The sequence below is a fragment of the Caproicibacter sp. genome, assembly GCF_046707225.1.
Classification (GTDB): Bacteria; Bacillota; Clostridia; order Oscillospirales; family Acutalibacteraceae; genus Caproicibacter.
This window is the reverse complement of the sequence record NZ_JBJKOP010000029.1, coordinates 1-19,041: the sequence shown is the minus strand read 5'-3', so window position 1 is coordinate 19,041 and position 19,041 is coordinate 1. Positions and strand designations below refer to the sequence as shown.

At 49.9% G+C, this 19,041-nt stretch carries 17 protein-coding genes and 1 pseudogene; 6 read left to right on the top strand and 12 right to left on the bottom strand.

The window, feature by feature from the left end:
* Positions 1-21: 21 nt before the first annotated feature.
* The 7 genes from ACLQ3M_RS05010 to ACLQ3M_RS04980 form a co-directional block, all read right to left on the bottom strand.
* Positions 22-1,161 carry an acyl-CoA dehydrogenase gene (locus tag ACLQ3M_RS05010; protein ID WP_411676606.1) on the bottom strand — a complete coding sequence of 380 codons (1,140 nt, stop codon included), beginning with the start codon at positions 1,159-1,161 and terminating at the stop codon, positions 22-24.
* A 36-nt stretch (positions 1,162-1,197) separates the two neighbouring features.
* Positions 1,198-2,037 carry a 3-hydroxyacyl-CoA dehydrogenase family protein gene (locus tag ACLQ3M_RS05005; RefSeq protein ID WP_411676605.1) on the bottom strand — a complete coding sequence of 280 codons (840 nt, stop codon included), beginning with the start codon at positions 2,035-2,037 and terminating at the stop codon, positions 1,198-1,200.
* 36 nt (positions 2,038-2,073) lie between these two features.
* On the bottom strand, positions 2,074-2,850 hold the full coding sequence (locus ACLQ3M_RS05000; protein WP_411676604.1) for an enoyl-CoA hydratase-related protein: 777 nt from the start codon (positions 2,848-2,850) through the stop codon (positions 2,074-2,076).
* A 43-nt stretch (positions 2,851-2,893) separates the two neighbouring features.
* Complete coding sequence (locus ACLQ3M_RS04995; protein WP_411676603.1) at positions 2,894-4,078, bottom strand: acetyl-CoA C-acetyltransferase; 1,185 nt, start codon at positions 4,076-4,078, stop codon at positions 2,894-2,896.
* Positions 4,079-4,293: 215 nt separating this feature from the next.
* Positions 4,294-4,932 carry a phosphoribosyltransferase gene (locus ACLQ3M_RS04990; protein WP_411676602.1) on the bottom strand — a complete coding sequence of 213 codons (639 nt, stop codon included), beginning with the start codon at positions 4,930-4,932 and terminating at the stop codon, positions 4,294-4,296.
* Between the two features lie 114 nt (positions 4,933-5,046).
* Positions 5,047-6,228 (bottom strand): alanyl-tRNA editing protein, encoded by a 1,182-nt coding sequence (locus ACLQ3M_RS04985; RefSeq protein ID WP_411676601.1) that lies wholly within the window; start codon positions 6,226-6,228, stop codon positions 5,047-5,049.
* Entirely contained in the window at positions 6,218-6,721 is a 504-nt protein-coding gene (locus tag ACLQ3M_RS04980; RefSeq protein WP_411676600.1) for an NUDIX hydrolase, read from the bottom strand. The genes ACLQ3M_RS04985 and ACLQ3M_RS04980 overlap by 11 nt, the downstream gene beginning before the upstream one ends.
* 190 nt (positions 6,722-6,911) lie before the next feature.
* On the opposite strand from ACLQ3M_RS04980, the gene ACLQ3M_RS04975 reads away from it, so the two are divergent.
* The 3 genes from ACLQ3M_RS04975 to ACLQ3M_RS04965 are packed head-to-tail and all read left to right on the top strand — an operon-like array spanning position 6,912 to position 8,190.
* Positions 6,912-7,382 carry a DUF2975 domain-containing protein gene (locus ACLQ3M_RS04975; protein ID WP_411676803.1) on the top strand — a complete coding sequence of 157 codons (471 nt, stop codon included), beginning with the start codon at positions 6,912-6,914 and terminating at the stop codon, positions 7,380-7,382.
* A gap of 10 nt (positions 7,383-7,392) precedes the next feature.
* A complete protein-coding gene (locus tag ACLQ3M_RS04970; protein WP_411676599.1) occupies positions 7,393-7,623 on the top strand; it encodes a helix-turn-helix domain-containing protein in 231 nt (76 codons plus the stop codon).
* Positions 7,624-7,641: 18 nt separating this feature from the next.
* Positions 7,642-8,190: a hypothetical protein gene (locus tag ACLQ3M_RS04965; RefSeq protein WP_411676598.1), complete on the top strand. Its 549-nt coding sequence runs from the start codon at positions 7,642-7,644 to the stop codon at positions 8,188-8,190.
* 150 nt (positions 8,191-8,340) lie between these two features.
* Here ACLQ3M_RS04965 and cphA read toward each other — a convergent pair whose 3' ends face one another.
* From cphA to iadA, 3 genes are read right to left on the bottom strand one after another with little or no spacing between them, the layout of a single operon-like run.
* Positions 8,341-10,989 (bottom strand): cyanophycin synthetase, encoded by a 2,649-nt coding sequence (gene cphA / locus ACLQ3M_RS04960; protein ID WP_411676597.1) that lies wholly within the window; start codon positions 10,987-10,989, stop codon positions 8,341-8,343.
* Entirely contained in the window at positions 10,973-11,791 is an 819-nt protein-coding gene (locus ACLQ3M_RS04955; RefSeq protein ID WP_411676596.1) for a cyanophycinase, read from the bottom strand. The genes cphA and ACLQ3M_RS04955 overlap by 17 nt, the downstream gene beginning before the upstream one ends.
* A 5-nt stretch (positions 11,792-11,796) precedes the next feature.
* Positions 11,797-12,918 carry a beta-aspartyl-peptidase gene (gene iadA / locus ACLQ3M_RS04950; RefSeq protein WP_411676595.1) on the bottom strand — a complete coding sequence of 374 codons (1,122 nt, stop codon included), beginning with the start codon at positions 12,916-12,918 and terminating at the stop codon, positions 11,797-11,799.
* A 180-nt stretch (positions 12,919-13,098) separates the two neighbouring features.
* Here iadA and ACLQ3M_RS04945 point away from each other — a divergent pair, with 180 nt between their 5' ends.
* The 3 genes from ACLQ3M_RS04945 (at position 13,099) to ACLQ3M_RS04935 (ending at position 15,864) form a co-directional block, all read left to right on the top strand.
* Positions 13,099-13,506, top strand: a complete 408-nt coding sequence (locus ACLQ3M_RS04945) for a phage holin family protein (protein ID WP_411676594.1) — start codon at positions 13,099-13,101, stop codon at positions 13,504-13,506.
* Between the two features lie 405 nt (positions 13,507-13,911).
* The gene (locus tag ACLQ3M_RS04940) at positions 13,912-14,769 is read left to right on the top strand and encodes a polysaccharide deacetylase family protein (RefSeq protein ID WP_411676593.1); all 858 of its coding nucleotides are present in this window, start codon (positions 13,912-13,914) and stop codon (positions 14,767-14,769) included.
* 705 nt (positions 14,770-15,474) lie between these two features.
* Positions 15,475-15,864 (top strand): hypothetical protein, encoded by a 390-nt coding sequence (locus ACLQ3M_RS04935; RefSeq protein ID WP_411676592.1) that lies wholly within the window; start codon positions 15,475-15,477, stop codon positions 15,862-15,864.
* 79 nt (positions 15,865-15,943) lie between these two features.
* Here the strand turns inward: ACLQ3M_RS04935 and ACLQ3M_RS04930 are convergent, their stop codons facing one another.
* Positions 15,944-17,575 (bottom strand): hypothetical protein, encoded by a 1,632-nt coding sequence (locus ACLQ3M_RS04930; RefSeq protein WP_411676591.1) that lies wholly within the window; start codon positions 17,573-17,575, stop codon positions 15,944-15,946.
* Between the two features lie 410 nt (positions 17,576-17,985).
* Positions 17,986-18,906: pseudogene (locus ACLQ3M_RS04925) on the bottom strand (choloylglycine hydrolase family protein).
* Between the last annotated feature and the right edge of the window lie 135 nt (positions 18,907-19,041).

Here is a 19,041-nt window from a genome sequence, read left to right as displayed (position 1 = left end):
TCCCTCCTTAGAGTTTCCGCCTTACTTCAAGGCATATTTGGAAATGACCATCTTCTGAACTTCACTGGTGCCCTCGTAGATCTCGGTGATCTTCGCGTCGCGCATCATGCGCTCCACCGGGTACTCGCGCGTGTAGCCGTAGCCGCCGTGCAGCTGTACGCAGCGGGTGGTCACATCCATCGCAACGGTTGCGCAGTAAAGTTTAGCCTCAGCCGCTTCCAGCGAAATACTCTTCTGGTGATCTTTAGCGATGGCAGCTTTGTAAAGAAGCAGCTGCGCAGCCTGAACCTTGGTGTACATGTCGGCGATTTCAAACTGAGTGTTCTGGAATTTTGAAATTGGACGGCCAAACTGCTTTCTTTCCTTCACGTATTTCACAGTTTCGTTCAAAGCGCCTTCCGCGAGGCCGAGCGCCTGAGCAGCGATGCCAATCCGTCCGCCGTCCAGCGTCGTCATGGCAACAACAAAACCCTTGCCTTCCTGGCCGAGCAGATTTTCTTTCGGAACGATGCAGTTCTCAAAAATCAGTTCGCAGGTCGCGGAACCGCGGATGCCCATCTTCTTTTCCTTTTTGCCGATGGAAAAGCCCGGGAAATTCTTTTCGACAATAAACGCGGTAATGCCGTGGTTGCCGGCGCTCTTGTCGGTCATGGCAAAGATTACATAAACATCGGCGTAACCCGCGTTGGTGATGAAGATCTTGCTGCCGTTGATCACATAGTGGTCGCCGTCAAGAACCGCCTTGGTCTGCTGTGCGGAAGAGTCGGTGCCCGCGTTCGGCTCCGTCAGACCGAAAGCGCCCAGCCATTCGCCGGAAGTCAGTTTCGGTATGTATTTCGCCTTCTGCTCCGCAGTGCCGTATTTGTAAATCGGCCACGTGCAAAGGGAGGTGTGGGCGGAAAGCATTGTGCTGGAGGTGCAGCATACCTTCGCCACTTCTTCTACGCACATTGCATAGGTCAGCGTATCGCAGCCCTGACCGCCCATCTCCTTCGGATAAGGGATTCCCATAAAGCCGTACTGACGGAATTTTTCAAGCGCTTCCTTCGGAAAGCGTTCGTTCTCATCGACGTCCTGCGCATATGGTTTTATTTCTTTTTCCGCAAAGTCTCTAAAGAGAGTGCGGGCCATTTCATGTTCTTTACTCAGTTGAAAGTCCATACTCGTTCCTCCAAATTCATATTAGCTTTGCCAGAGTCACTTGCTGTAATCGTAAAAGCCCTTGCCGGTTTTTCTGCCGAGCAAACCGCCGCGAACCATTTTTCTGAGCAGCGGATGCGGGCGGTATTTCGGATCACCAGTCTCATTCTGAAGAACTTCCATAACCGCAAGAACGATGTCGAGGCCGACCAGATCGCCCAGAGCCAGAGGGCCCATCGGGTGATTCGCGCCAAGCTTCATCGCGGTGTCGATATCCTCGGCGGAGGCCGTCCCGTCGGCGTAGATGCCAACCGCTTCATTGATCATAGGAACAAGGATACGGTTTACGACAAATCCGGCGGCCTCTTTGACCTGTACCGGCGTTTTGCCGATCTCTGCCGAAATCGCCTTGACCTTTTCCACTGTGGAATCGGGAGTCGTAATGCCGGCGATCACCTCAACCAGCTTCATGACCGGAGCCGGATTGAAGAAATGCATGCCGCAGACCGCCCGGTCGAGGCCGCTGGAGATTTCCGTAATGGAAAGGGAAGACGTATTTGTTGCAAAAATGCAGTCCTTTTTGCAGATGCTTTCCAAATCCTTGAACAGCGCCTTTTTGATGTCCATGCGTTCCAGAGCCGCTTCCACAACCAAGTCGCAGTCCGAAACGATTTCTTTGGTACCAGTCGTGATTTTTGCGAGAATCGCGTCTGCCTTAGCCTGTTCCATTTTTCCTTTCGAAACGGCTCTGTACAGCGTCTTCTCAATCTTTTTTTTGCCGCCCGCAGCCAGCTCTGCGTTAATATCACAAAGCTTTACGGAATAATTCTCTGTCTGAGCGAACGCCTGAGCAATTCCGGAGCCCATCGTCCCCGCACCAATAACGCCAACGATCATAGAAAAAACCCCCTTATATATTTTTACCTTCAAAAATCATTCGTTGATAAACGGATCCGGCTTTCTCTTTTCGCAGAAAGCGGTCATCGCGTTTTTCTGGTCTTTGGTATCCAGACAAAAGCTGAACAGCTCCGCTTCCAGGGACACAGCCGTATCAATATCCATCTGCAGGCCGAGGTTGATCGCTTTTTTGCACTGACGAACCGCGATCGGAGCGTTCCGCGCGATTTTCCCGGCCAGCTTCATGCATTCGTCCATCAGCTGATCCGCCGGATATACCGCGTTGACCAGACCGATTTTCAGCGCCTCATCGGCTTTGACCTTGCCGCAGGTATAAATCAGTTCCTTTGCCTTGCCAACGCCGATTGTGCGCGCCAGGCGCTGTGTTCCGCCAAAGCCGGGCGTAATGCCGAGACCGGCTTCCGGCTGACCGAACAAAGCGTTTTCGGACGCAATGCGGATGTCGCAGCTGAGCGAAAGTTCACATCCTCCACCCAGCGCAAAACCGTTGACGGCCGCAATGACGGGGATCGGCAGGCTTTCAATCTTGCGGAAAACATCATTGCCGCGCTTGCTGAACACCCGGCCCTGTTCCTTTGTCATCGTGCTCATCGCGCCGATGTCCGCTCCGGCGACAAAGGCCTTCTGACCGGCGCCGGTAATAATCACGCAGCGGGTTTTCCCAAGGTCAATCGCGTCGACCGCCGCTTCCAGGTCGGCAAGGACTTCGGTGTTGAGGGCATTCAGAGCCTTTTCGCGGTCAATGGTAACGACCCCGACCAGATCCTTCTGCTCATACTTCACGTACCCCATCTTCATTGCCTTCTTTCCTAAAATGTTTCAGTTTGATGACTGATTAGCCTTCCATTTTAACAATGGTGGCAACGCCCATGCCGCCGCCGACACAAAGAGTCGCAAGGCCCAGCTCACTCTTTCTCCTCTTCATTTCATAAATCAGGGTGGTGAGAATACGCGCGCCGGAGCAGCCGACCGGATGGCCGAGAGCAATCGCTCCGCCGTTTACGTTCGTCTTGTCCATATCAAGCTTCAGGTCGTGTGCAACCGCAAGGGTCTGCGCTGCAAACGCTTCGTTGGCTTCCACAAGGTCCATATCCGAAACGGTCAGGCCGGTTTTCGCCATAATCTTTTTTGTTGCTTCAATCGGACCAAGTCCCATGTAAGCCGGATCAACGCCTGCCCACGAACCTGCAACCCATGTTGCCAGAGGCTTTACACCAAGCTCTTTCGCTTTTTCTTCCGACATAAGAACAACCGCGGAACCACCGTCGTCAATACCGGAAGCGTTTCCGGCCGTAACGGTTCCGTCCGGTTTGAATGCCGGCCTCAGTTTTGCAAGGCTTTCGATGGTCGTGCCGGGACGAATGTCCTCGTCTGTGTCAAACAGGACCGTTTGTTTCCTCAATTTAACTTCCATCGGGATGATCTCTTCTTTGAATTTGCCTTCTTTTAACGCCTTTTCGGCACGATTCTGGCTCATTACGCCATACTCATCCTGCATCTGACGGGTAATTCCATATTTTTCTGCGACGTTTTCCGCCGTAATTCCCATATGATAATGATTGAATGTGTCTTCCAGACCATCGTAAATCAGGGAATCAATCAGCTTGCCGTCGCGCATACGATAACCGAATCTTGCGTTTTTCAGCAGGTAAGGCGTGCTGGACATGTTCTCGATACCGCCCGCAACAATGACATCCGCTTCGCCGGCCGCGATCATTGCCGCAGCGACATTGATGCTTTTCAAACCGGAACCGCACATATTATTCAGAGTAAAAGCCGGTACCGGAATCGGAATGCCTGAGCCGACAGAAACCTGACGCGCAATGTTCTGGCCAACACCGGCCTGATAAACGCAGCCAAGAATGACTTCATCCACCTGATCCGGCGAGATACCGGCGCGTTTCATGGATTCCTTTACAACCGTCGTGCCAATATTAACCAAAGGCACATTGGAGAGAGTCCCACCAAATTTACCGATTGCCGTACGGCAAGCACCTGCTACAACGATTTTCCTTGACATAGGTTTTTCCTCCTTAAATTCCAACAAAAATTTCCGAACTACTATTTACAACAGACTATGTTAAATATATCACAATATATCCCGAGTTGCAAGGCTAGGTTTGAAAAATTTAACAAAAACTCTTGCGAAAACCGTTCAAATTATCCATATTGTGAAACAAATTCCGCATCGTGGATAATATGAAAACAGGCGCACTTGGCATGCGCCTGCCAGCCTTAAATTTTGGAGTATCCGTAACTATTCACAATCGCGTCAATCTTCTGCCCCTTTTGACAATACGGACAGTCAAGAACGGAGCAGGTAAAATAATTCGGTAAATCATCACTGGTAAAAATAGAGTTGACCTCTATGCCGCCGGTCTTTCCGATCGCGCTGAAAATCGCGGAGGTTCCTACGATTTTGCCGCCGTAATAACGGATGCATTCCAGCGAGCGGTTAATCGTCTTGCCGGTGGTTGCGGAAGCCACAAGTAAAAGAATGTTTTTGTTCCAGATCCGATCCTGGACATTGTCGCGGAACAGAAGCTGCCCATTGGGATATTCGGGGGTTATAATGCTGATGTCGGTTCCCTCATTCAGGGAGGAAATACCTGATTTTGAGAGTTCCTCCGCCAAAAAAGCACCGATTATTTCGCAGCCGTCCATACAGATGATCGTATCAACGGCCACGGAATTGATGTACTTTTCAGCCATGAATTCCGCTGCCTGTTTGGCAATTTTCTGCTGATGTTTAATGCCTGTCATGTCAATGTAATAGTTCACGTGAGAATGCGAGGTTGCAAAGTGCCCCGGGATAAGATTCAAAACAATATCCCGGTTTTTATCGCAATGAACTTGAACTGTTCTGCTTTCCATGACCGGCACACCACTTTCCCAATAAAAGTCGTAAATATTATAGCATTGATTCCCCAAAGGTGCAAGATTTTTTTACGCAATCTAGGGTATTCTGCATAATTTCACATCGCGGTTTTACGATTCCTGACAGCGGAACGCTTTTTGCTCAAAAAACAATTTGATTTCTTTTTGCATTCCGCTTATCGAACCCTGCACCAGTTCCTTCGGGCCGCCTCCCCTTCCGGAAAAAGCGGCGGACAGTTCTTTCGCATAGGGTCTGACGTCATTTGTGGGGTCGGACACGGCATATCGGTACCCTTTTGAATCACCGCCGGAAAAAACCGCGGCCGTCGCGGAACAGCGTTCCGACAAAATCAGCGCAAACCGGCGAAGCTCGTCCGGAGTCAGGTCGTCATCAAAGATCAGAATATTTCCGCAGCCCGGGGCAATAGCGCCCGCCTTCAACTGAAAAATTTCCGCCCGAAGGGCGGAAAGCCGCCGCTTTAAATCCGCGTTATCGCGCAGAACCCGTTCGACAGACTGTTCGATCTCCGCCGGCTTTGCGGAAAGCAGCGCGGAAACGGAAGATACGCTGTTTACCCTCTCTCCGTAATCCCGAAGGGCCTGACCGCCGCAGGCCATTGTCAGTCTGGTCCCGCCTTTGTACCGCTGGGAAGACAACATCTTAACCGCGCCGATTTCTCCGGTACGCTCCACATGGGTGCCGCAGCAGGCGCAGATATCGTAACCGGGAAACTCAACGATCCGAACACGGCCGGTGAGTTCCTTTTTGCTTCTGTAAGGAATACTTCCCAGCTCCTGCGCGGAAGGATACGACACTTTTACCGCAAGGTTCTCCCAGACCGCCCGGTTGGCCAGCCGCTCGATCAGCGCAAGGTCCTCCGCGGAAAGCTCCCCGTTCAGGTCAACCGTCAAAGACGTTTCGCTCATATGAAAGCCGACGTTGTCAAGCCCAAACAGCCGGTGGGCCAGCCCGGAAACAATATGCTCGCCGGAATGCTGCTGCATCAGCCCAAAGCGGCGCGGCCAGTCGATTCCTCCGGAAACCATTTCTCCCGGCTGGAACGACCGGTCCGAGGTATGGTAGACGATTCCGTCCTTTTCCTGAACGTCCAGAACGTTTGCAAAATTCAGGACCCCCCGGTCGGAAGGCTGACCGCCCCCTTCCGGAAAAAAAACCGTGCGGTCAAGAACGACCAGAAACCGGTCTTTCTCGGGGACGCACTCCAGCACACGGGCTTGAAAAGTTCTCAGCTTTGAATTCAAATCGTAAAGTTTTACCGTCTCACGCTTCATTCTTCTCCTCCATTTCTTTCATCCATTCATAAAACCGCGTGCAGGCCGGAACCACAATTCCCTGTCGGCACATGTCTTCATATTCCTCGCGGCCGACCCATTTGGCCTGTGTCACTTCCTCGGGCTGAAGCCGAAGCTCGCCCACCCGGCAATTTTGAAACAGCCAGGTATCGATCCAGACGTTCCCGTCAAGGCTACTGTGCAGCAGGGACGCATCTTTCTCGGCAAAAGAAACGCCGATCTCCTCACGCAGCTCTCGCAACGCACCCTGCAGGCTTGTCTCTCCCGCCTGAACGCCGCCCGCCGTGCATTCCCAGCAGCCGCCCCAAACTTTTTTCGGGTGTCTTCTGGTCATCAGCAGCTGCCCTTCCCGGTCAAAAATCCACGCATATACTACAAGACGGTAATCTCCGAGCCGCATCGGGACGCCGCGGGTCCAGACTCTGCCGGTCCTGTTTTTGTTTTGATCGTAAACGTCGCAAAGTTCCGGCAAACAGGTTCCTCTTTTCTCATTTTATTTTGAATCTTATTATACTCCTGCTTTGGCTTTCCGGCAACCGCTTACGCCAGATCCGTTTTGGCTTATCAGAATAAAATATATTGTTTATCAATGAATTTATATTGCGTTTCAATATTAATTGTTCTATAATAGCAATCGTTAGGAGATGATTGCATTGAAACGGATGGAATTTTCGAAATGGCTGAAGGGCATTATTCTTTTTGCCGCACTGCTTGGAGCCGCTCTGTGTTTTCTAATCGCACCGGAATTGGGGAAGGAAGCCGTACAGGCGAATCCCGAACTAAGCTATCTGCTTTTTCCCTGCATGGCTTTTCTCTGGGTCACCGCCATCCCTTTCTATCTGGCTCTTTGGAAGTCGTGGCAAATCTGCCGGGAAATTGCAAAAGACAACTCCTTTTGCAGAAAGAACGGGAAACGTCTCCGGATGATTGGCGGTTTGGCCCTGTCGGAAAGCCTGCTCTATTTCGCGGCCGCCGTCATCCTGCTGACGATGAAACTGCTTCATCCGGGAATTCTGCTTTTAATCCTGTTCATTACTTTTACAGGAACATCGGCGGCGATCGTATGCGCGGCCCTTTCGCATCTTGTTGAAAAAGCGTGCGATTTGAAGCAGGAAAACGATCTGACCGTATAAGGAGCAAACAATGGCTATCAGAGTGAATTTAGACGTCATGCTGGCAAAACGAAAGACGAGCGTGACGGAGCTGTCTGAAAAAGTCGGGATCACCATGGCTAATCTTTCGATTCTGAAAAACGGGAAGGCAAAAGCGATTCGCTTTTCCACTCTGGACCGGATTTGCACCGTGCTGAACTGTCAGCCCGGGGATCTGTTGGAATTCGAAAACGATGAAAAAGCCGATTCGGAAACGGATTAATGAACGGAGGCAACGCCTATGCGCCAGCGAAGCCCGGTTTTGACTGCGTTTCTGATCGTGCTGGGGACGGCACTCATCGGATTGGCGGTTCTCTATCCTTTGTGTTTTTATGTTTTTGACCCGCAAGCGCAAGAAATATCGCGGATTGAAAACACGTTAAAGGTTGCCATTCCGCGCAAATCTTCCGTGGCTGAGTACAGCGATTCCACCGGCTGGTTCGGAGACGGCGAAGTCGATCTTGAAGTTGCGCTGCCCGCTGACGCGGACAAAGAGGAAATGGGGATCACCAATCAAAACGGTTGGCTGCCCTTGCCGATGCCGGAGGACCTTGCTCTCCTGATTTACGGAGGAAACGGGGCCGATGCGATTCATTATGAGGGGATTGGAGACGATTGGATCAAGAAAACAAAAGACGTTTCAATCGGCTCCTACTTCTTTCTGAACCGAAACGAGCAAGACATCCGCAGCAAAACAAGCCCACTTCAAAACCAGTATTCTCATGACTTTATATTTGCCTTATACGACCCAATCAAGCACATTTTTTACTTTTATAAATACGACTCTTAACCCCTCTTACAGCATTTCCAATTTTGATTGCAAATATGGACATGTCTTTCCCCCGCCGATGGCGGGGGAAAGACATAAGCAAATTCTAAAATTCAACTGGAACTGCTGTAGAAGCAGCAAGGCCCTGTCGCAAATACGACAGGGCCTTGCTTATGATATCTGCACTTTTTCCCGACGCGGCATCTCCGGCGGACAAAAATCCACTTTTTCCGCTCCCGCCGATTCCAGGTACTGTTTCAGCGGTTCCAGCTTTTCATAAAAAGCGACAATCAGGTCTCCGTCTTTCGCCTGAGCGACGGCGTTTTTCAGCGCCTCCGATTCCCGTTCGAAAACTGAAATCCGGTCCTTTGGAAATCCGTCGCCGGTAATCGTCCGGTAGAACAGATCCGCAACTTCGCCTTTTTTCCTCCCCCGCAGGTCTTCATCCTCTTTCACATAAATTCCGTCAAAGGATTTCGCACAGAGGTGAGCGGTATCCCGAATTGCCGCGTCACTTCGGTCGCCAGGCATACCGATCACGCCGATCAGCCTTTCATGCTCCATTTTTCCGCAAGCCTTTATGACATTTTCATAACCGGGCCGGTTGTGCCCGTAATCCAGCATGACGTGAAATCCGCCCAGCCGAAACAGATCAAACCGCCCCGTGTTCATCAAAAAGCTTTTCAGTCCTTTTCGAATCACTTCTAAAGGCACGCGCAGCGCGTAGAGGGCCGAAACGGCGGCAAGACAGTTTTCGATATTGCACTCGATAAGACCTCCGCCTGTTACTGGAATCTCTGATATCTGAATCAGATTCAGTCTTTCACGGGGCGTGCTGATTACAATTCCGCCGTTTTCTTCATATACCCTGACACATCCTTTGGGAACAAAAACGTCTTTCGTGGGATGCCCGGAGAAAAGAATCACGTTGGAGCGTACTCTTTTCAAAATCGTCGGAGTCATCGGGTCCCGCGCGTTCAGCACCGCATACCCGTCCTTTTTAACGGCCTCGACGACCAGTGATTTTACAAAGGCCAGATCCTCCAGAGTTTCCACACCGTTCAGTCCCAAATGATCGTCCGCGATATTGGTAATGACCCCGACGTCCGCCAGATCATAGCCCAGGCCCTCCCGGACAATGCCGCCGCGCGCCGTTTCCAGAACCGCGGCCTCCACCGTCTGGTCGGACAGCAGGGACTCCGCGCTGCGCGGCCCCGAATTGTCGCCTTTGCAGACGCACTTATTCCCAATGTAGGTTCCGCAGGTACTGGTCATGCCGACGTTGAGCCCCGTCATGGAAAGTACATGGTGAATCAGGCGCACGGTTGTGGTCTTTCCATTCGTCCCGGTGACGGATACAATGGGGAAACAGTATTCCGCATGCGGAAACAGCCGATCCACTATATCCTTCGCGACGTTTCTGGAAGTGCCTTCGCTCGGATACAGATGCATGCGGATTCCCGGCGCCGTGTTGACTTCCACAATCACCCCGCCCGTCTCTTGAATCGACCGGGAGATATCTTCCGTGACAAAATCGACGCCCGCAACGTCAAGCCCAATTACCTGAGCCGCCCTGACGGCAAACTCCGCGTTGTCGGGATGGATTAGGTCCGTGCAGTCGGTAGCCGTCCCCCCCGTACTGAGGTTCCCGTTTTTTCTGAGCAGTACGGTTTCACCCTTTTCGGGAACATCCTCCGGCTTTTTCTTTTGTTTTTTCAGTTCGTCCAGCGCGACTTCGTCAAGGCGAATTTTTGTCAGCGGCTTTTCATGGGCTTCTCCCCGTCTGGGATCGCTGTTTTTCAGCCGGATCAATTCCTGAATCGTATGAATCCCGTCCCCGGTCACACAGGCCGGAAGGCGTTCCGCGACGGCGCAGACCCGGTCGCCGACCACAAGCACGCGGAAATCCTTCCCTTTTACATACTGTTCCACAACGGCGCCGGTTCCGAATTTCGCAGCGTTGCGGTATGCCGCCTTGATTTCTTCCTCACTGTTCAGGTTCAGGGAAACGCCCTTCCCCTGATTTCCATCGATCGGCTTAATGACAACGGGAAGTCCAACCTGACCGGCGGCCATGACTGCGGACAGTTCGGAGTAAACCGTTTTTCCATACGGAACCGGAATTTTATTTTCACTGAGCATGGATTTCGTCAGCTGTTTATTGGAGGAAATATCGGCGGAAATGCAGGAAGTCAGGTCGGTCAGAGTCGATTCGACCAAATGGCTGTATTTTCCGTAGCCAATTCGCACCAGACTTTCATGGCCGATTCTGGTCACGGGAATTCCGCGCTTCTGGGCCTCTTCCACAATCGCTGTGGTGCTGGGTCCCAGTTCTGCGTTGATGGATATTTCGCCCAGATAATCCAGAAAGCCCTCGATGTCGACTTCCTTGTTGTCTAGAAACCGGTTCAGAATAAAAACCGCGGCCTTTCCGCATTCCAAACCGCACACTTCGTTTTTGTATTGATAGACCAGGTAGTATTTGGACGGTTCCTCAATGGTTCTGGTCCGCCCGAAGCTGACTTCGTAACCCAGCATGGCCTGCATTTCAAGAATCGTGTGTTCCAGCACATGGGCCAGGTAGGTCCCCTCTTCCAGGCGTTCCAGAAAGCCCCCTTCATAACCCAGACTGCAGTAGTTTGTTTTCAGCCCCGGAAAACAGGAAAGAAGTTTTTGGTTGAATCCGGGAATCTCCTTTGTGGGAATCAGACCGTATTTACCAATATCCACGATCATCTTCATTACCGGCTTATGACTGTAAATATTCCTGCCGCGGTAATAGCGATGGTCAAGGATCTGAATCTTATTGCTTTCCATCATTCAGTCGCAAAACCTTTCTATCCTTTAGTTCAAATCCATAGCCTGTGGGCAGCGTGTGCACCGTAACGCCGGTGATCATCAGGAGCTCGTTCTGATTCAGTTCCGAAACATTTGAGCTTTGAATGGTTTTTCCATCCATGATGGTAACGGCATTGGAACCGATCACCTCAAAGTGCTGGTCGGGATAAAGTTTGATCGCCGTATCCTCGTCGATTCCGATTCCAAGGACGTCCGGATTCTCCGCGATGCCGCACAGCAGCCTGCCAAACCGTCCGCGCTGATCAAAGTGCTGATCGATGATGACGCCGCTCAGCAGCCCAAGGCCCGGCGCCATTTTCAGGGTGCATTTTCTTGCCGGTTCATTGTCGTTGCCCTGAACTACCATCGTGGAAGTCATGGCCGAAGCTCCGGCGCTGGTTCCCATGATGATCCCCCCATCAAAATACAGTTTTTTCAGTTCATCGTTCACCTTGGTTCCCCCAAGAATGCTCGTAATTCTCAGCTGGTCGCCGCCCGTAAAGAAAACGCATTTCGATTTTGAAATCGCGCTGCAGTTTTCCGGACTTTCGGCCTGTTCCCGGTTGCTGATATCCAGAACGCTGACATTTTTTACTCCGAGGCCGCTGAAAACATCCTTGTATTTCTTCCCTGCTTCCTGCGGCTTTTCCGTTGCCGTGGTCAGCACGGTGAGCCGGTCAGAACCGGATAGCATCTCCGGCGCCTGCCTTAATATAACGCTTTCTCCCTTTTTATCCTCCGCTCCTCCGATAATAATCAAATACCCTTTCGGGGATTCCGACATCTTACTCACTCCTCTGAATTTACCCTGTGGCCGTCATCCACCGTCTGTTTGCCCAGGCAAAACAATTTGCGCAGGCGATAACCGCAGTCAAGCAACGCAATATCGGCGTCGGCGCCCTCCTGGAGCGTTCCCTTTTCAGGATAAAGCTTCAATATTTTAGCAACATTCTCCGTTACAAAACCGAAAGCGGTTTCCGGACGAATTCCCTTTTCGACAATGCATTCGCGGATGTCGTCGTACAGCTCCTGGATTTTGCCGACTCCTCCGGTGGGGATGCTTCCGTTGGAGTCGGAGCTCACGGTAACCCTTGAAAGATCCATCCCGCTGTCCACAAGCATTTCAAGCGCGTCCGGAACCGGTATCCCGTGCGTTTCCCCCGCCGTCAGGTCAATATTTCCGCCGTTTCTGCAATATTCCATTGCCTGCTCAAAGAGCTTTGGCTGACGGTTGACATGCGTGGGAACAAACATCTCCTTCGGCAAATCCGTCTGTTCAAGCACATCCAGCAGCAGGCCCATCCCCCGCTTTCCTTCCCCGAGGTGAATATGAACAACACCCGCCTTTCCGCCGATCATGCCGCCGGCATGAACGGCGGAGGCAAGCTCCGCCAATTCTAAAACACTGGGCTGTGAAGAACGGTGATCGGCAATCGCGACCTCGCCCACGCCAATCACTTCGTCAACCAAAATGAGGTCCCGCAGAATACTTTGGGTCAAAGAAGCTATGGGAAAAGTATAACTTCCGGAATAAAGATAGGCCGTCAACCCCGCCTTTCTCAAGCTTTTTGCCTTTGCAAAAAGGTTGGCGGGATCTTTGGTGCAGCTGTCGAATCCGAGAAGGCCCACCAAAGTCGTTACGCCTGACAAAAAAATATCGCCGGGTTCTATATCGCTGATCCGGCTGGCAAAACCGTGCTCTCCGCCTCCGCCCACAATGTGAACATGCTGATCAATCAGCCCGGGAAACGCCGTCAGGCCTTCACAATCAATAATCCGGTCAAGGAAGGGACAGTTCTCCCATCTTCCAACCGGATCAATCCTCTCAATTTTTTCGTTTGCGATCAATATATCCTTCTGCCCGCTGGGCTTCGGGCAAAAACAGTTTACGTTCCTTAAAAGTGTAATCATATAAGACCTTCATAAAAACATTATTTGCAGGATAGTTTTTGCGAATGCAAGATTTTTATACTCCCGCACAAGAGAGAAACAGCGGAACAAGCCATTCCTTTTGATAAAAGTCAGCATAAAATTTACCGCTAATATCTTTGATAAAAACAGGATTACTAATTATGAAAGGAGGTGATACTCATGGCGCATCAAGGTCATGCCGTTCACACGCACTATGCCGGAGCTAATCAAAATGAGTCCGAGACGCAAACATCTTTTTCCTTTGGCAGATGGCTGGGGAAACTGGCCGTTATGGTGATTGTTTTATTCCTGGTTTCGTTTTTCACTCCCGGCTTTTCCATCGTAGGTCTTTGGTCGTTTCTGATTGCCGCGATTGTAATCAGTCTGCTGGATTATCTGGTGGAAAGTGTTATGAAAATCGACGCTTCTCCATTTGGAAAAGGACTAAAAGGATTTTTGCTGACCGCCGTCATTTTATATGCGGCCCAGTTTGCTGTTCCGAATATGAATGTTACAATTCTGGGCGCTGTTTTAGGCGCAGTCGCAATCGGTATTCTTGACGCCTTAATTCCAACACGTGTCATGTAAAAAACTTCATAATTAAGATAGAATCCCCCGCCGGCCAAAAAACCGACGGGGGATCGATTATATAATAGTATCTAATAAACTGTTTTCCGCGGCGCTTGCCGTTTTTATGTTTGAAGCCGTTGACTGCCCGGTGACGCTGACGATTTTTGCCGACTTACTTTTGCTCAGGCCGTGCTCGTCATCTTGATCACTTCCGTATTAGTTCTCGGAAATCCGTCCTGCTCACACTTGCGATCGATTCAGGGCTGACTTCAAACTCAATCACTGAATGTATCCTGTTGTCGAAGAATGAATGCTTTGTTTCGGGATCATGAAAGTTTTATCGGAATTCACAATTATTGTTTTTTTCAGAATCCTTTTCCCCGGGAGGTAATATGTTTTATTGTCTGCATTCTACCAGGTGAGGTGAGGATCACGGTCGTTCGAATCAAAAGCCATATTTTAATGATCTCGGCTTTTGCAATTTTTTTCTGTTTTGCCGCCCTGACGCTTCAACCGCCGTCAATGGCGACGAACCGGGAACCGGAACAGCTTCCAATCATTTTATATCACATGATCAGTCCGCAGAATCATCAGTACGGAATTACTCCGCGGGAGTTGGAAAGCGACCTGATCTATCTTTCCAAGAACAATTATTCGACAATCACGATGACTCAGCTGATCGATTTCGTTTCCGCCGGGAAAAGTCTGCCGCCGAATCCAATTATTTTATCCTTTGATGACGGATATTTAGACAATTATGTTTACGCCTTTCCTCTGTTGAAAAAATACCATGCGAAAATGGTATTCTCGATTATTGGAAAAAGCACGGATGATTTTACCGAGCACCCAAGTGACAATCTGAATTATGCGCATGTTACATGGAACCAGTTGAATGAAATGATTTCCTCCGGACTTGTTGAGGTACAGAACCATACCTACCATTTGCATGAAACAAGCGGCGACCGAATTGGTTGTATGCAAAAATCCCGGGAATCACTGTCCGATTATGAGCGAGTTTTAACGGGCGACGTCTGCAGACTGCAGAATGAAGTCAGGGAAAAAACAGGATTCACCCCGAACACCTTTGTATATCCATACGGCAAATCCAGTAAAAATACCGACGCCATATTAAAAAAGATAGGGTTCCAGGCAACTTTATCCTGCACTTATGGCATCAATGTGATTACGAAAGACCCCAATGCATTATTCGGCTTATGCCGAATCGAAAGGGCTCACGGAAAAAGCCTAAAGAATTTGCTGAATCCCCTCAAAAAAGGCTAACCGATTCGTTTGCATGATCTGTTCGGGCAGGAGCCATGAACTTCTGCCTGTTTCCGTATTCAAATTCCAATAAGCCAGATTGACAAGCCTGTAAGCAAACGCATATAATATAGCAGTTTACACGAAAGGTGGTACTGTATTATGTGCTGCTGGCTGATTCCATTTTTGGCTTTTTGCGGCTGCGGCTGCGGCCGCGGCCGTTGCTGCCGTTGCCGCAGATTTTAAGCAGAAAACACACGGCGCCCTGGACCGGACGCCGTGTCCGCTGGTTATGCTCTCTGATTAGAAAACTGCATCCTTTTTGCCGCCACCCCCAACCGGGTGGCTTTTGTCGCAGAATTCCTGCTCCGCGAATAAGATGGGGGTAAGGAGATGCAAATTATGCCAAGAAGATACGATCGGCCGTTCTGTCGTTGGTGGCCAATTTTTCCCTGGTGCCCCAGGCGCCCGTATCCCCCAAGGCCTCCGCGTCCGCCCGGACCGCCAATGCCTCCCGGACCCCCTCCGCCCAGACGTCCGCGATAATCGAAAGCTCAGAGCAGCAAAAGCTCTTTGATAAGCATGCAAAACCTTGTTATGGGCCGGCGTTCCAAAAACGCCGGCCCAAATTATCTCTTTTAAAGTATTTTAAATCAGAAAAAAGTCTTGCATTTTGTTCCCAAAATGATAAAATATATGTATAAATTATGAATGAGGGGTGTCTATATGAAAGTAGCAAAACTGATTATTGGGATTGTGTCGATTGTCCTGTCTTTATTTGTACTGTTCCAATCGTGCGCAGCCGGGGTCGGGAACGCGATTGCCGCTAACGGGGAATCCAGCGGATCCTCGGGATTATTCCTGGCAATCTGTCTGCTGGTCGCCGGAATCGTAGGAATCGTTGCCAGAAGCAGCAAGGGCGGCACAATTGCGACTACCGTGATTTATGCGATCGGCGGAATTGTGGGAATTTCCAATGTCGGTACATATCAGGACCTGATGATTTGGTCCGTTATTTCTTTCATTTTCGCAGTTGTGTTCCTGGTTTCCGTTTTTGTCGGGCAGACATACCCGGTAAAGGAAAAGGCTTTAAAGGGAGAAACAAAGCAGGGATAACACATTTCACAACTTAACAATTATAAAAACAGCTCCGGTACTGGGAAACAGTACCGGAGCCGTTTTTCGCTTTATCCTTTTACTTCTGCGTATATTCAAGATTGTCAAAAGTTGAAAGACTGATCACTCCGCGGTCCGCCTTGATATAGGTGATTTTCACTCTGTCACCTTCCCTTGTCAGTGGCAATTCCTGGCTGATGTCCGCAACCGCGGTAAAGATCTTTTCAGGCTGTTCTTTTAGAATCATGGAATAAACCGTATTTTCCCCCACGATCTGAGACGATATTCTGTCAATTGTCCCCTGCAGATTCTGTTCCTGGTCTCCGGTATCAATGGAGGAGCTTCCGCTTACATTCTTAACGACCGACTGATAATTGGAAATTGCGGAACCGATCGTCTCCCCGGTTCCGACGCTCGTATAATCCGTGACGGAAACAAAGGCGTACTGCTTAATGAGTCCCCCGTCGTCCTTCAGCGTCATAAAATAAGCCGGGCGGCCGTCCACATTGGTAATCAGCGGGAAAGAAGCACGGTAATGCATATTTTGCACCTTACCTTCCGCCGACTTCTGCGCCGCGTATTCGGTCGCGCCGCTGATCTGATACCGGTACGGCGTCTTTGTCACCATATCGACCATGATAAAGCCAGTGGTGCTTTCATCGGCTCCGACGCTTGTCAGGCCGGTGTACAAATAGCATCTTCCATTATTATAGACAATCGCGTTTCCTTCGGAAGTCTGAAATTTATCTTTGTTCGAAAAATTGAACAACCCGTGGATATAGTTTCCTCGGTTATTGATCTGGGTCATGACAAAATCGACCGGCTGCACACGGTCCACCCAGCCGGGGATATCGCCGATGCCGTATTTTTCGCTTTTTCCGGTGGCGGCGTCAATAATAATCGCGCCGTCGGCTTCCGGAAGGCTGTACCCTGCCAGATACTTATAGGTTGTAACGACCCAATAGGGTTTTCCCTCATCATTAATCTCAAAGGAATAATCGGTCAAGCCGGTAAAAAAGCCGCCGGAAAAACGTACATGCCTTTGCAGATTATCAAGCAGATACGCGTTCGGCTGGTACTTGATCGCATAGCTGTCTACATAGGTCACATCTTTTGGGTTTGTCGCCGAAACCAAAATATACCCCGGCGTTCCGCCGGAATTGCTGACCCACTTAAAAAAGCCTGAATGCAGCAGCGGCACCGCCCAAACCAGTTTATCATTGACCTTTTGGATGGTCGGTTCTCCCAAAGTAACCTGACTGCCAAGAGAAGGCTTTTCGCCCAGCTTTTTGTCGGCAAGCAGAGAAGCCAGACTTTTATCAACCACAGGAAGCTGCGAAATGTCGATCGCCTGAACATCGGAAGAAAACACCCTGTTCTCCGGTTCCGGCATCTGATTTTTGTATTGATTCACATGAAAAAGCACGCTGGAAAACAAACTTACAAGAATAAAAATCGCCCAGGGAGCTGCTGCCACGATGAAAAAAACGCGTCCCTTTTTCAGATCGGAAAATTCGATATTGGTTTGCCGCGTAAATCTGCGCACGCCGGACTTCCAAAACCACAGAAACAGTGAAACTGCGGTTATGAGAAAGCCCCAAAAGCTGAGCCCTTCCCGATAAAGCGGATTGAGATTCGGCGCATCGACAAATATAAACGCGCCAAGCAGCAAGATCAAAAACAGTGGGATCAGTATTTTCGACTTCTTCATAACATATTTCCTTTCAGATAATCTCTGATTTTAATTAGATTATACCACATTTTGAAACTTATCCCAACCGTATGAGTCACATCTGGCAGCCGTATTCAAAATTTCTTAACTGTTTTCTTAATCTATTTTCATTTCTTCTTAACGGCTCCTTAACAACATACCGATATAATTAAAACCGTCAAAGCACAACAAAATCACTGCAGCATGGTCGGCGGCATGATCGGAACACCGAGCCGCAGGCCCGCAGACAAACTATAAGTCCCTCAGATTGAGGATTTTCATAAACTTTTTTCATAACACTCCTCCCCAAAAGCCGCCTTCGGGCGGCTTTTCTATGCGAAGAAACAGGCGAACCCCAAAAGCCGGTACCGCGGCCTTCGGAGTTTGTGGTTTTGTCTGCGAGCGCAGTTTCATGAGATTTTATGAAAGGAAACCGGACGCGCCAAATTCCCCAGGCAGACCGGTTTTTTGCTGTATCCGCTGCGGTCCCACAGACTTGCGCACACAATCTCGCTGTTGTCATAAGTCTTAAAGAAATACTCGCATGTTTTTGTATTGATGAAAGCAGTATATTTTGTATCGTCACAGTCGCCTTTCGCCGTTTCGACCACTCCCCTGGGAATTGTGACAGTTTCCATGATATGAAAACAGGTGATTACCGCCTCCGTGTCGCCGGAAGGGATTTCAACATGCGTTTTTTGATACGCCGTTCTCACAAACCGCTCCGGGGAGGTATCGCCTCCCGGCAGCGGCACGGTTCCTCCCGCCTGACCGAACGGCCTGAGCGGAACTTCTCCCCAGAAAACCTCTTCCTCCTGCCGCGGAGCCGCCGTCATATAATTTCTGAGGTTTGTCATATGCCATGGAAAATCCGGGCTGTTGGTCAAAACCCCGATGGGATTTCGATACAGTTTGATTCCCTGCTCCGTCGATTCGATGACAACGCTTTTCCCGCTTCGGTCGGTTGCAATCCAGTGCAGCGGCGCAATACCCTGTGTGATCGGGTCCGGAACGCCAAACAGAGAAATTTGCCGCAGGAGCCCGTCTAATTCGTCTATCGACCCTCATTTGCCCAAAATATAATGGAGAAAATCAAGCGCCGCAACGGGTTTCTTCTGTTCTTTGGTCACTTTTTCCTGATATTTTGCATATCCCGGAAAATACAATACCGCCGAAGCAAACCCTCTTTCATTGACTCCGTCAAAAAAGCCCAGCATTTCATCGCTTTCCTGACCGATTGCGATAAAGCTGTAAGAATCGCTGTACATGTTCCCATTCAAAACATTGTGCCAAACGTAATTTTGGGGGATGATATAGGTCTTCGGTTCGATCGGGTAAGTGGAGCGGTATCATAGAAGTGCAGAGGTCAAACACCCAAAATGTGATAGAATTAAGGAAAGAATGATGGGGTGTTTGAAATGCGCAAATATGATAAGGAATTTAAAGAAGAAGCAGTCAAACTGTCG

What these genes read in the sequence shown, in the direction of transcription:
- ACLQ3M_RS05010 (WP_411676606.1), bottom strand. Translation starts at nt 1,161, where the DNA reads ATGGACTTTCAACTGAGTAAAGAACATGAAATGGCCCGCACTCTCTTT.
- ACLQ3M_RS05005 (WP_411676605.1), bottom strand. Translation starts at nt 2,037, where the DNA reads ATGATCGTTGGCGTTATTGGTGCGGGGACGATGGGCTCCGGAATTGCT.
- ACLQ3M_RS05000 (WP_411676604.1), bottom strand. Translation starts at nt 2,850, where the DNA reads ATGGGGTACGTGAAGTATGAGCAGAAGGATCTGGTCGGGGTCGTTACC.
- ACLQ3M_RS04995 (WP_411676603.1), bottom strand. Translation starts at nt 4,078, where the DNA reads ATGTCAAGGAAAATCGTTGTAGCAGGTGCTTGCCGTACGGCAATCGGT.
- ACLQ3M_RS04990 (WP_411676602.1), bottom strand. Translation starts at nt 4,932, where the DNA reads ATGGAAAGCAGAACAGTTCAAGTTCATTGCGATAAAAACCGGGATATT.
- ACLQ3M_RS04985 (WP_411676601.1), bottom strand. Translation starts at nt 6,228, where the DNA reads ATGAAGCGTGAGACGGTAAAACTTTACGATTTGAATTCAAAGCTGAGA.
- ACLQ3M_RS04975 (WP_411676803.1), top strand. Translation starts at nt 6,912, where the DNA reads ATGGAATTTTCGAAATGGCTGAAGGGCATTATTCTTTTTGCCGCACTG.
- ACLQ3M_RS04970 (WP_411676599.1), top strand. Translation starts at nt 7,393, where the DNA reads ATGGCTATCAGAGTGAATTTAGACGTCATGCTGGCAAAACGAAAGACG.
- ACLQ3M_RS04965 (WP_411676598.1), top strand. Translation starts at nt 7,642, where the DNA reads ATGCGCCAGCGAAGCCCGGTTTTGACTGCGTTTCTGATCGTGCTGGGG.
- cphA (WP_411676597.1), bottom strand. Translation starts at nt 10,989, where the DNA reads ATGATGGAAAGCAATAAGATTCAGATCCTTGACCATCGCTATTACCGC.
- ACLQ3M_RS04955 (WP_411676596.1), bottom strand. Translation starts at nt 11,791, where the DNA reads ATGTCGGAATCCCCGAAAGGGTATTTGATTATTATCGGAGGAGCGGAG.
- iadA (WP_411676595.1), bottom strand. Translation starts at nt 12,918, where the DNA reads ATGATTACACTTTTAAGGAACGTAAACTGTTTTTGCCCGAAGCCCAGC.
- ACLQ3M_RS04945 (WP_411676594.1), top strand. Translation starts at nt 13,099, where the DNA reads ATGGCGCATCAAGGTCATGCCGTTCACACGCACTATGCCGGAGCTAAT.
- ACLQ3M_RS04935 (WP_411676592.1), top strand. Translation starts at nt 15,475, where the DNA reads ATGAAAGTAGCAAAACTGATTATTGGGATTGTGTCGATTGTCCTGTCT.
- ACLQ3M_RS04930 (WP_411676591.1), bottom strand. Translation starts at nt 17,575, where the DNA reads ATGAAGAAGTCGAAAATACTGATCCCACTGTTTTTGATCTTGCTGCTT.